9 protein-coding genes are annotated in these 12,630 nt (G+C 61.6%); all 9 read left to right on the top strand.

Annotated elements, in window-relative coordinates:
* Nucleotides 1–2 precede the first annotated feature (2 nt).
* The 9 genes from N645_RS0112490 to N645_RS0112530 all read left to right on the top strand — a co-directional run bounded on the left by N645_RS0112490 (nucleotide 3) and on the right by N645_RS0112530 (nucleotide 12,594).
* Nucleotides 3–1,268, top strand: coding sequence for a hypothetical protein (locus tag N645_RS0112490; protein ID WP_024461853.1), 1,266 nt, complete (start codon nucleotides 3–5; stop codon nucleotides 1,266–1,268).
* Nucleotides 1,269–1,273: 5 nt separating this feature from the next.
* Nucleotides 1,274–2,368: an ABC transporter substrate-binding protein gene (locus N645_RS0112495; RefSeq protein WP_024461854.1), complete on the top strand. Its 1,095-nt coding sequence runs from the start codon at nucleotides 1,274–1,276 to the stop codon at nucleotides 2,366–2,368.
* Nucleotides 2,369–2,603: 235 nt separating this feature from the next.
* Nucleotides 2,604–4,403 carry a fasciclin domain-containing protein gene (locus N645_RS18485; protein WP_193744979.1) on the top strand — a complete coding sequence of 600 codons (1,800 nt, stop codon included), beginning with the start codon at nucleotides 2,604–2,606 and terminating at the stop codon, nucleotides 4,401–4,403.
* A 189-nt stretch (nucleotides 4,404–4,592) separates the two neighbouring features.
* A complete protein-coding gene (locus tag N645_RS0112505; RefSeq protein WP_024461856.1) occupies nucleotides 4,593–5,231 on the top strand; it encodes an RpiB/LacA/LacB family sugar-phosphate isomerase in 639 nt (212 codons plus the stop codon).
* 239 nt (nucleotides 5,232–5,470) lie between these two features.
* Entirely contained in the window at nucleotides 5,471–8,032 is a 2,562-nt protein-coding gene (locus N645_RS0112510) for an EAL domain-containing protein (protein WP_024461857.1), read from the top strand.
* A 46-nt stretch (nucleotides 8,033–8,078) separates the two neighbouring features.
* The gene (locus tag N645_RS0112515) at nucleotides 8,079–9,173 is read left to right on the top strand and encodes a sulfotransferase (protein ID WP_024461858.1); all 1,095 of its coding nucleotides are present in this window, start codon (nucleotides 8,079–8,081) and stop codon (nucleotides 9,171–9,173) included.
* Nucleotides 9,174–9,186: 13 nt separating this feature from the next.
* Nucleotides 9,187–10,362, top strand: a complete 1,176-nt coding sequence (locus N645_RS0112520; RefSeq protein WP_024461859.1) for a glycosyltransferase — start codon at nucleotides 9,187–9,189, stop codon at nucleotides 10,360–10,362.
* 5 nt (nucleotides 10,363–10,367) lie between these two features.
* On the top strand, nucleotides 10,368–11,057 hold the full coding sequence (locus N645_RS0112525; RefSeq protein ID WP_024461860.1) for a polysaccharide deacetylase family protein: 690 nt from the start codon (nucleotides 10,368–10,370) through the stop codon (nucleotides 11,055–11,057).
* 91 nt (nucleotides 11,058–11,148) lie between these two features.
* A complete protein-coding gene (locus N645_RS0112530; RefSeq protein ID WP_024461861.1) occupies nucleotides 11,149–12,594 on the top strand; it encodes a substrate-binding domain-containing protein in 1,446 nt (481 codons plus the stop codon).
* Nucleotides 12,595–12,630: the final 36 nt, after the last annotated feature.

The following is a 12,630-nucleotide window of genomic DNA, read 5'->3' on the forward strand; positions in this document are numbered from 1 at the left end:
GTATGTCGATGACTGCAAAACCGTTTGTACGCGGCACGCTGTGTGCCGCCTTGTCCTTCAGCGGCGCGGCTCACGCACAGAGCGATCCTGAAGTGGAGGCGCTGATCGAGGAGATCGATCGGCTCAAGGAGCGGGTAGAACAGCTTGAGGAGGAGTCGGTCCGCAGCGACTCGGTTCGCGATCTGGGGGACACCTCCGGTGGCTCTGGGGAGCAGGCAAGTGCGCCTGAACCGGCGGTGCATGTCGGGGGCGCCCTGCGCTTTAACATGGTGCACCGGGACTTTGTGGACAGCTCCGATGGAAAGCGCGGCGAGAGCGGGCTGGATGTGTTTCGCCTGAACGTGGACGGGGAGATCGACAACATCCTGATCTCCGCCGAGTACCGCTATTACTCCTATATGCACACCCTGCACCACGGCTGGATTGGCTACGAATTTGAAGACGAGAGCCAGCTTCAGTTTGGTGTCCATCGGGTGCCCTTCGGTCTGCTGCCATACCCGGCCCACAACGCCTGGTTCGGCGTTCCCTATTATGTGGGGCTTGGGGATGATTACGACATGGGCGTGAAATACCAGCGCTCCGATGGCCCCTGGAGCTGGCATCTCGCGTTCTACAAAAACGAAGAGCTCAATGATGCGAGCAACCCGAACCGCTATTCCTTCGACCTGATCCGCGCTGATGATCAGCAGAATGAGGAAATCAACCAGTTCAATGGTCGTGCCGCCTATACCTTTGGCCTGGGCACCGCCTGCGAAACGGAACTGGGCGGGTCCGTACAGGCCGGCGAAGTGTACAACGCCACCACCGACCGGCGTGGCGATCAGTGGGCGGCGGCGGCGCATATGGACAGCCGCTGCGGGCGCTGGAACCTTCAACTCAAAGGGATGAGCTACCAGTATGATCCGGTCAATCCGGCCGGCGTGGACAACAGCGTAGTGACCCTCGGGGCCTTTGCCGGTACCTACGACATTGCCAGCGAGGCGGATATACTGGTAGCGAACCTGGCCTACAATGTGCCGTCGCCGTGGGAGAGCGTCGACAGCATTACCTGTTACAACGACTACTCCCGACTTTACAAAGGCCAGGCCGGCGTTCTGGATTCGCAGATCAACACCACCGGCTGTGCCATCGGCAGTGGCCCCCTGTTCACTTATGTGGACTATATTCTCGCCAACAATATGGCCTACTTCGATAACGGTTCTCTGGCCGGTGGCGGTGAAGACGAATGGCATGGCCGTTTTAACGTTAATATCGGTTTTTACTGGTGAGCTTTATGAGACAGCGATTCAAGATAACGTCCGTCATGGCGCTGACCCTGTCCCTGTTTGCGTTTGAGACGGCGGCCCAGGATGAGCTGAATGTGGTGTCCTGGGACGGCGCCTATGTAAAAAGTCAGATCCTCGGTTTCATTCGCCCTTACGAGGATGAGACCGGTATCCGGGTCAATGTGATTCAGTACACAGGGGGTATCGAGGAAATCCGTCGTCAGGTGCGCGCCTGGAATGTGAAGTGGGATGTGGTGGATCTGGAACTGTTCGATGCCATCCGTGCCTGTGAAGAGGGCCTGCTTGAGCCCATTGACCCGGAGAGCCTACCGGCCGCGCCGGATGGTACGCCGGCGAGTGAGGATTTCATCAATGTCAGTCTGATGCCCTGTGGCGTGGGTAACGTGGTGGGCTCTACGGTGGTCAGCTACGATCGGGAGCAGTTTGAAAAAGGCCCCGAAACCCTGGAAGACTTTTTTGACCTGAAACAATTTCCCGGTAGACGCGGCCTGCGCCGCAGCCCTCAGGGGAACCTGGAATGGGCACTGGTTGCAGACGGCGTTCCCCGGGGCAAAGTGTATGAGGTGCTGTCCACCGAAGCCGGTGTCGACCGAGCGTTCACGGTACTGAACCGGATCAAACCCTACATCGAGTGGTGGGAGGAAGGTGAAGAGGCGATACGGCTGCTGGAAACCGGGCAGGTGGTCATGTCCTCGGTCTACAGCGGTCGGGTGGATGACGCTGTGCAACGGGGCGAGCCGCTGGAGATCCTCTGGGATCATCAGGTCTGGTTTTACGACGTCTGGGGCATACCCCGCCACGGTCGCAATACCGAGCAGGCCATGGACTTTCTGAAGTACGCAACGTCCACGGAAAGTCTCGCCGCCCAGGCCCGCTATATTCCCTACGGGCCGGTTCGTCAGTCCTCGCTGGCCTTGCTGGAGCCCGAGTTGCGCAAACGGTTGCCCACCTCGGAGCAGAACCTGAAAACCGCGATCGAGCTTGATGCCCACTGGTGGTCGGACAACCTGGACCGCATTGCCCCGCGCTTTGAACGCTGGGCGGAGCGCCCGGTGATGGTGCCCAAGTCCCTCCCTCGATAGAGCCCCGCTAGTGGCACCTTACGGGGTGCCACTTTCCCCGCCACACCTGCACCGAAATAAACCATCTGTCGTCAAAAACATCCCTTTGATCAATATTTAATCTTTTCGCGTTTTATTTGTGATCCTGAAAAAAACTCCCCCCGTATAGCGCAATGTAGTTCAACAGTAATGCTAACAATCAGGAGCTAACACCATGAACGCGCTATTGAAATATACAGGAATATTGGGCCTGTCTATGAGCTTGATAGCTTGTGGCAGTGATAATGATGATCCGCTTCCGATCCCGGAGCCAGAGCCCGAACCGGAAGTGAATACCGTCGTTGACGTTGCCGTCGACAACGGTAATTTTACCACGCTGGTCGCCGCCCTTGAGGCAACCGGTCTGGACGAAACCCTCGACGATCCAGAAGGCGAGTTCACGGTGTTTGCCCCCACCGATGATGCCTTTGCTTTGCTCGGTGAAGAAACCATCAGCGCTTTGTTGGAAGACACCGACACCCTCTCGGACATTCTCCTCTACCACGTAATTTCCGGTGCTGAAGTGGATTCGACCGGTGCCGTGGCCGCCGCGGGAACCACCGTGGAAATGGCCAACGGTGATAGCGTCGGTCTGTCCCTCTGGGGCGAAGACCTGCTGGTCAATCTGTCGCTGGTGACCATGGTGGATGTGGAAGCCGACAATGGCGTGATTCATGTCATTGACGCGGTGCTGATGCCACCGGAAGAAAACGGTGATCGCGAGCAGACCATTGCCGACCTGGCGGTCGCTACCGAAAGTCTGTCAACTCTGGTAACGGCTCTTGATACCGCCGGTCTGGTCCCCACCTTCGACGACCCGGATGCAACCTTCACGGTATTTGCTCCCACCAATGCGGCGTTTGAAGCCGTCGGTGAAGAGAACCTTCAGGCCCTGCTGAATGACGAAGAAGCGCTCACCGCGGTTCTGAGTCAGCACGTCGTGTCTGGCGCCGAAGTGAATAACGTGGGCGCATACGCCGCAAACGGCACCAGTGTGGAAACACTGGGTGGAGCGGAAATACCCGTTGCCATTAACGACAGCCGTATGCTGACCGTCGGTGGTTCCGTGGTGTCTATGACCAACATTTACGCCAGCAACGGTGTGATTCACGTAATCGATTCTGTGATCGTCGGCGACGTTGAATTGCCGGCTCCGCCCATGTCCATTGTTGATGTGGCCAGTGACGCGGGTAACTTCGAAACGCTGATCGCGGCTTTGGAGGCGACAGGTCTGGATACCACTTTGGCCGACCTGGATTCGTCTTTCACCGTGTTTGCGCCGACCGATGCCGCCTTTGCCGAGCTGGGTGACGACACCATCAATGCCCTGTTGGCAGACACCGACACTCTGTCTGACATCCTGCTGTACCACGTGATTGCCGGCGATCCGATTCTGGCTGATGCCGCCATCAGCGTCGCTCAAAGCAATGACTCCGTGGTAGAGATGGCCAATGGTGATGGCGCCGGTCTGTCCTTGTCAGGAGAGAGTCTGCTGATCAACACTTCTACCGTGTCTACCGCCAACGTTCTGGCCGACAACGGTGTGATTCACGTGATCGATAAAGTGATGATGCCGCCGGCGCCTCAGACTGTCGATGCAACCATTGCAGGGGCTGCAGTCGCACAGGATCGCTTCTCCACGTTGGTGACTGCACTTCAGCAGGCAAACCTGGTAGCGACTTTGGACGACCCGGATGCGACTTTTACCGTGTTCGCACCGACCAACGCTGCATTCGACAAAATTCCGGAAGAAGACCTGAATGCGCTGTTGGCCGATCAGGAGGCGCTTACTGAAGTATTGCTGTCTCATGTGGTCAGTGGCGCTGCAGTAGATTCCGTAACGGCCTACACTCTCAACGGTGCTACCGTGGAGACAGCGGCAAGCAACAACATTAGCGTGGAAATCGTGGATGGTATGTTGCAGGTCGGCGGTGCCAATGTCACCGAAGCGGATATCAACACCACCAACGGTGTGATCCATGTTATTGACACCGTGATTATGCCTCCGGCTCAGTAATGCTGGAAGATGCCCGCCTGAGAGGGCGGGCGTCGGAAACGTGCTTGGCCCCGGTATCGAGAGATACCGGGGTTTTTTTATGGTCCCTGCTGACGATTGGACGATACCGCGGCCCAGGGCGTATAATGTCGTACAAATAAAAACGTAAACGCTGTATTGATGATTGATTTCTTTGGGAGAACGAGTGATATGAAAATTGCATTGATGAACGAATTCAGCCAGGCGGGCAAGAACCCGATTGTGCTGGAGCAACTGAATGCCGTGGCCGATGACCTGGGCCATCAGGTGTTCAACGTGGGTATGAACGGCGACAATGACCACCGCCTGACCTATATCCACCTGGGTATCATGGCCGGCCTGCTGCTGAACTCCAAAGCCGTGGACTTCGTGATCAGCGGTTGCGGCACCGGGCAGGGCGCCCTGATGTCCCTGAATGCGCACCCGGGCGTGGTCTGCGGCTACTGCATTGACCCCTCTGATGCCTACCTGTTTGCCCAGATCAACAACGGCAACGCGCTGGCACTGCCGTTTGCCAAGGGCTTTGGCTGGGGCGCGGAGCTGAACTGCCGCTACATTTTCGAAAAGGCCTTCACCGGCGAGAAAGGCCAGGGCTACCCGCCCGAGCGCAAAGAGAGCCAGGTGCAGAATGCCCACATTCTGGATGGCGTAAAAGATGCCATGTCCAAGGATTACCTGGACGGCCTCAAGGCCCTGGATCAGGAGCTGGTCAAAACCGCCGTGACCGGTGAGCGCTTCCAGGCGTGCTTCTTCGAGCACTGTCAGGATCAGGCGCTGGCCGATTACGTGCGCAGTGTGCTCGATGCCTGATTGAAACATCCGGCTCGCTGAACCAAAAAACCCCACCACTGAGTGGGGTTTTTTGTGCCTATCGCCAAAATCAACGAGACCTGCCCCTGTGTCTCTGCTATAACTAAGGCTGATCGCATAGCGTCGCCCGGGGTTCCGGGCGACCTCATTCATCGGCGGTAAGGACTCCTCGTTTGCGACTAGGTAACGTTGGTTTGGCGATGCCCCGGCGGTGGGGCAGGCGGGCAGGGCTGCTCCTATTGGCCTGCATTGTTGCCTTGCCGGTGATGGCCGCGGAGTCCCGCAGTGAGCCAGAAGCGCCACACCTGCGGGTTGGCGTGTACGAAAATCCCCCCAAAATTTTCCTCAGTGAAACCGGTGAGCCCTCGGGCATTCTCGGCGATCTGCTGCTTCATATCGCCGAGCAGGAGGGCTGGCAACTCGAGCCGGTGGCCTGTCTCTGGCAGGCTTGCCTGAGCGCCCTGGCCAACGGTGAAATCGACCTGATGCCGGATGTGGCTCTGACCCCCTCGCGGGCCACGCGGTTTGATTTCCATGAGATTCCCGCGCTCCTGAGCTGGTCCCAGATCTATGTCGCGGCCGGGACGGAGCAACCCACCAGTTTGCTGGAGTTACAGGGGCGGAGGCTGGCGGTGCTCCAGGGCTCGGTGCAGCACGATTATCTGATGACGTTCTTCTCCGGCATGGAGCTGCCGGTCCAGTGGGTGCTGGTGGACAGCCTGGAGGCGGGCTTTCAGGCGGTGCTGGACCAGCAAGCCGATGCGGTGGCGGCGAATCAGTTCTACGGCGATCAGCGAGCCCAGGGAACCGACCTGGTGCGGGCGCCGGTGGTGTTTTTGCCCAGCCGGCTGTATTACGCGGTGACCCCCGGGCGACTGCCGAAGGTGTTGACCACCATCGATGACTATCTGGACCTATGGCGCAATGATCCGGGGTCCCTGTATTTCGAAACGCTGCGTCGCTGGGAGCCCCGGCGGGAGTCCGGGCCTCTGCCGACCTGGCTTTGGTGGAGCCTGGCCGGTCTCAGTGCCATGCTGTTGGCCGCGCTGCTGTTCAGTGCGCTGTTGCGCCGCCAGGTGCAGCGCCAGACGCAGCAACTGCAGAAAAGCGAACAGAAGCTGAGCACCATTCTCAACAGTGTGCAGGCGCATATCTATATCAAGGGAACCGATTTTCGCTACCAGTATGTCAACCAGAAAGTCGCCGACCTGCTGGGCGCTGCACCGGAGACCATTATCGGCCGCCGCGATGAAGACTTCTTTGATGCCGACACCTGTCGTCTGCTGAAGGAAAACGACTGTCGCGTGTTGCTCCGGGGAGAACGCTTTTCCAATGAAGAGGTGAACCGGATCAAGGGCCAGGAAGCGGCCCATGTCTTTCTCTCGGAAAAGTTGCCCCTGCGTACCCCGGCGGGGGAGATTTACGCGCTCTGCGGTATTTCCACCGATATTACCGAACACCGCCAGATTCAGGAGCAGCTTCACCAGCTGTCGTTCTTTGATGCCCTGACGGGCCTGCCCAACCGGCGGTTGCTGCTTGATCGGGTCCGGCACGGGCTGTTCAGCAGTACCTGCACCGGCTACGACGGGGCCCTGGTCCTGCTGGATCTGGACAACTTCAAAAGTGTGAATGACTCTCTGGGACACGATGCCGGCGACCAGCTGCTGTGCGCAGTGGCCGAACGCATTCAGCGCAAGCTGCGCGCCACCGACACCCTGGCGCGCTTCGGCGCCGATGAATTTGTGGTGCTGCTGGAGGACCTGGCGCTGCAGCCGGACCGGGCCGTTGTGGCGGTGCGTAACCTGGCCGATGAGTGGCTGACCGCCCTGGCCGAGCCCTTTGAGCTTGGCGGCGCCCCCTATGTGATCAGCGTGAGTCTCGGGGTTGCCCTGTTTTCCGATGCCGGTGAGGACACCGATACTCTGCTCAAGGGCGCCGATCTGGCGCTGCAGGCCTCGAAACGACTGGGTCACAACCGGCTGCAGTTTTTCAATCCGGCGATGCAGGTGGCGATCAATCGGCGTACTCAGTTGGAAGGGGCGCTGCGTCAGGCCATCGAGTCGCGCCGCCTGGCGTTGCATCTGCAACCGCAGGTCAACACGCGCGGCGAGGTGGTGGCCATGGAAGCACTCGCCCGCTGGGAGCATCCCACGCTGGGGATGATCTCCCCGGCCGAGTTCATCCCCCTAGCCGAGAGCACCGGTCTGATTGTGCCTCTGGGGGAGTGGGTGCTGGAGCAGGCCTGTGCCTACCTGGCGGATTGGCAGGGGGATGAGCTGCTCAAAGGCGTGGTCCTGGCGGTCAATATCAGCCCGGCGCAGTTCCGCCATCCGAACTTTGTGGATCACCTGGAAAACACCCTGGACGCCTCGGGGTGCCCCCCGGAGCGGTTGGAGCTGGAGGTGACCGAGAGCCTGTTGATCGATGAACTGGACCAGGTGATCGAGCGGATGGAAAGCCTGCGGGCCCACGGCATCCGGTTTGCGCTGGATGATTTCGGGACCGGCTATGCCTCCCTGAGTTACCTCAAGCGATTGCCACTGCAGTTGCTCAAAGTGGACCAGTCGTTCGTCCGGGATCTGCTGACCGATCCAAACGACGAGGCCATTGTCCGCACCATCATTGCCCTCGGCCAGAGCCTGGATCTGGAAGTGCTCGCCGAGGGGGTGGAAACCGAGGCCCAGGCCAGACGTCTGGAAGCCCTCGGCTGTACCTTCCTGCAGGGTTATCTCTACGGCAAGCCCGCACCGCTGGAGCAGTGGCGCAAAGACCAGCGACTGGCCGTCACCCCACTCAATTAACACCGCTGTCATTGGATTGTCATGCTAGTGCGGTTGCATAGGCGCCATGCACCTGATGATGGCCTGGATGAGATTGGGTGGGCACCTGCTCCGAGCACTGCCCACCAACGGTTGGCGCGCCTGCTGGTGGCGCTGGCCCCTACTGTTGCTGCTCTGGTTGGGCAGCGGCCTGCTGTTTCTCTGCCACGCCCTCGGTTTCCTGCTCGATGAACTGCTGTTTCGCGGCTACCGCCGTGTCGCCGTGCGCGCACCGGTGTTTATCGTGGGCGTACCGCGCAGCGGCACCACCTTTCTGCAGCGCCGCCTGGCGGACGATCCGGCGTTCACGACCCTGACGCTGTGGGAGTGCCTGCTTGCGCCGTCGATTTCCGAGCGCTATTTTTGGCGCTTTGTCGGTTGGTGTCTGGCGCCGCTGCAGCGCTGGATCGGGCGCTGGCGCTGGGCGGCCATGGATCGGGTGCACCGGTTGGCCTGGCAGGAGCCGGAGGAAGATTTCCTGCTGCTGTTGTACCGGGGGGGCTGTTTTCTGCCGGCGTTGCTGTGCCCTGGGGCGGAGCGCTATTGGCGCCTGGCCTTTTTTGATGACGCGGTGCCGGCCCCGGAGCGCCGCGCAATGCTGGCGTTCTATCGGCGCTGCCTGCAGCGGCACCTGTACTTTCACGGCCGTGACAAGCGACTGCTGAGTAAAAACCCATCCTTTACGCCCTGGATTCAGGATTTGCGCGCCGCGTTTCCCGACGCCCGCTTTATTGCCTGTGTGCGTCGCCCGGAAGAGGCGGTGCCCTCCCAGTTAAGTGCCTTGCGCCCGGTGCTGCGTCTGTGGGGCGGTGATTCCGTCGCACCGGAGCTGAGCGAACGGATGATCACCGTGCTGCACGGCTATTACCGACGGGTTCTGGCGCTGCGCGGGGCGCCCTGGGTGCAGGTTCTGCCGCTGGCCGAGCTCTCGCGGCTGGATACCCGGGGGTGGTTCCGGCTCTACGCGTTTCTCGGCCAGCCTTTGCCCTCGGGGGGCGCCGTCGCGTTCCGTGACGAATCGCGCCGCGATGCCGGTCCGGGTCACCGCTATGATCTGGCGGAGTTCGGCCTGAGTGAGGCCGGCATTCGTCAACGTTTTGTGTCTGTCTGGCCTCACCCATGAGCGGAGTCGTCCTATGAGCCCTGAACCGCGCCACCCTTTGCTGTTGCCCGAGGCCCTGCGGGTGGCGGTCGTATCCGACGCCGCGCCCGGCCGAAACGGAGTGGGTGCTTACTATCAGGATTTGATGGAGCAACTGGCACCGGAGCTGGAGCGCATTGTGCTGTTTTCGCCCCGGGTGGAAGGGGGCCGCTGGCGCGCGGGGCTGGCCTTGCCGTTGCCCGGTGACCGTACCCAGAAGCTGTGCATTCCCAACCCTTGGGCGCTCCGGCAGGCGCTCCGGGAGCTCGCGCCTCAGGTGATGATTGTGGCCACGCCGGGGCCCTACGGGCTGCTGGGGGCGCGCCTGGCGAAATCCCTGGGGATTCCCGTACTCGCGGGCTTTCACACCGCCTTTGAGCAATTGACCGAACTCTACTGGCGGGGCTCATGGCGGGGCCGATTGGTCCACCGGTTGTTCGATCGCTCCCACCGCTACCTGTTTGCCCGGTCCCGCTCGGTGCTGGGCAATTCCCGGGATATGCTGGAACTGGCCCAGCGGATGGGGGCGCCCTCCACCGGGTTGATCGGCACGCCGATTTCGGCCGAGTTTGCCTGCACGCCCCGGCGCCCCTACGGCGGTCAGTTGCGTCGCGTCCTGTTTGCCGGCCGGTTGGCTGCGGAGAAAAACCTCACCGCGGTCATCGAGGCCGCCCGGGTGCACCGGGATATGGTGTTCAGTATTGCCGGCGACGGGCCGCTGCGTCGCGAGCTGACGGACGCCGCCCGTGCCTGCCCGAACCTGCGCTTATTGGGTTGGCTCGATCGCGAGGCGCTGCGGGCGGAAGTGGATGACCACGACCTGCTGCTGTTGCCCTCACACTTTGAATCCTTTGGCACCATCGCGTTGGAGGCCATGGTGCGGGAGCGGTTGGTCATGGTGTCCTCCGGCTGTGGTATCACCCAGTGGCCCGAGCTGTGCCCCGGCCTGACCATCATCGACCCGTCACAGAGTGCGGCCGAGGCGCTGACCCAACTGCGCGCCCGCACGCCCGCCGAGCGCCGGGAGCGGGCCTGCACCGCCGCGCAGGTGGCCAGTGCGCTCAATGAACGCTGCCTTGCGCACTGGTGTGAGCTGCTGACCCATACCGTGGCCCAGCGCTCGACGCTACCGTCCGTCCCGCCGCCCGCAGTCGCCTCGGTGCTGGATTGACGGCCATGGAAGCGTTGCTGTCCATCCACGATGTGATGCCGGAGACGCTGGATCGGGTGGAGGCACTGCTGTCCATGGTGCCGGTGTCGGCCCGGCCCGGCACTGTGTTACTGGTGGTACCGGGCCGGGATTGGCGCCCCGGAGATCTGGCCCGCCTGGGTTGCTGGCAGTCCCGGGGGCTGGAGCTGGCGGGTCACGGCTGGTTTCACCGGGCCGAACGGGTCCGGGGCTGGTATCACCGCTGTCACGCCCGTCTGATTTCCCGCCAGGCGGCGGAGCATCTAAGTCAGCCGCGCGCCGCGCTCAGGGCACTGTTGGTCGACAACCACCGTTGGTTTGCCCGCCATCGTCTGGCATCCCCGGAGCTGTATGTTCCGCCAGCCTGGGCGTTGGGAGATCTGCAGGGTCAGGATCTGGCCGAGTCGCCCTTTACCTATGTGGAAACCACCTCGGGACTCCTTCACACCGCCAGCGGCGTCCGGCGGCGGTTACCGCTGGTGGGGTTCGAGGCCGATACCCCGCTGCGGGCCCTGGGGCTGCGATTCTGGAATCGCTGCAACCGGGGGTTCGCCAGTGAACGCCATCCCCTGCGCATTGCGTTGCACCCGGGCGATGCCGAGCTGCACCTGGCCGGGGATCTGCGCCAGACGCTTGCGCCCCTGACCCGATGTATCGATTACCGGACGCTGTTCTGATCCGCTTCGCTCATAGTGCGCCGACGAGCGTCACAGAGTCGTAACAAATGATCTCTATGCTGGCGCGCCTGTATCCAAAGGGAGTCCGTGTATGAGACTGCGTTGTTTGACCTGGGTCGTGTCAGTCTGGTTGTTGTCGTGCGGTGCCATGGCGACGATCACGCCGTTTGCCTCCGGAGAAAGTGGCCTGCTGTTCAGCCTGCACGGGTCCAATACCATTGGCGCCAGCCTGGCCCCCAGGCTCGCGAAAGATTATCTGGTTGCCAAGGGCGCAACCGAGGTCAGCGTTCGAGCTCGCACCGAGCCCAACGAATACCGGATTGAGGGCCGGGTGGCTGGCCAGACCGTCTATATCGACGTGGCCGCCCATGGCTCCGGTACCGGCATGCGCGGTCTTGCGTCCGGTGAGGCACAGATCGCCATGGCGTCCCGCCCCATCAAAACGTCGGAACAGACACTGCTCGCGGACTTTGGTCCGATGCGTCACTTTGACGCCGAGCATGTGGTGGCGATCGACGGGCTGGCGGTCATTATCCACCCCAGCAACCCGCTGGAGGCGCTGACAGTCACCGAAATAGCCCGCCTGTTTTCGGGCAAGATTCGTAACTGGGCGGAGTTGGGTGGACCGAATCGGCCGGTCAGCCTCTATGCCCGGGACAACAAATCGGGTACTTGGGACAGCTTCAAGAGTATGGTGCTCAAGGGCGATTACTCGCTGGATGCCCAGGCGCGCCGCTTTGAGTCCAATGACCGATTGTCCGATTCGGTCTCGGCGGACCCGGGGGCCATCGGCTTTGTGGGGCTGGCCTCGGTCCGTCAGGCCAAAGCGGTCAGCGTCTCCCAGGATGGCATCAGCCCCCTGGGCCCGGAGCCGCTGTACGTGGCCACTGAAGACTACGCGTTGTCCCGGCGCCTGTTTCTGTACACCCTCCCGGGCCAGACTCCGCCCCTGGTGCGGGAGTTTATCGGGTTTGCCCAGAGTGAGGCCGGCCAGCGTCGGGTCGCGCAGGTGGGCTTTGTGTCCCAGAACCCGGTGAGCCTGAAGCCGACCCTTCATCCCGATGCACCGCCGGCCTACAGTGAGCTGGTTCGCCACGGCGAGCGACTGTCCATCAACTTTCGCTTTGATGCGGGCAGTTCACGCCTGGACAACAAGGCCCAGTGGGATGTGGAGCGGCTGCGCCAGTTTATGAGCCGGCCGGAAAATCGCGACCTGCAGCTGCAGTTGATTGGTTTCGGGGATGGCCAGCAGTCGGAGGAGCGGGCGCTGATTCTGTCCCGGATGCGTGCCTTACGGGTGAAGTCGGCGCTGCGGGCCCACGACATTCACGCCGCCTCGGTGGTGGGTTTTGGCGATGACCTGCCGGTGGCCGATAGTCAGGAGGCCGGGCGAATCAAAAACCAGCGGGTGGAAGTCTGGTTGTTTGATCCCGCGGTCTCGACGGTGGTGAACGGCGCCAAATCGAGCTTGCTGGAGCAGCGGGCTTCGCCTGATTCCGAGGCGGTGTCCAGCGTCTGGCCCGGGCGCGCCCAGTAACCGACACTTCACGGCGGGCGGCCACCCGATGGTAGA

Source organism: Marinimicrobium sp. LS-A18, from assembly GCF_000463525.1.
GTDB classification, from domain to species: Bacteria; Pseudomonadota; Gammaproteobacteria; order Pseudomonadales; family Cellvibrionaceae; genus Marinimicrobium; species Marinimicrobium koreense.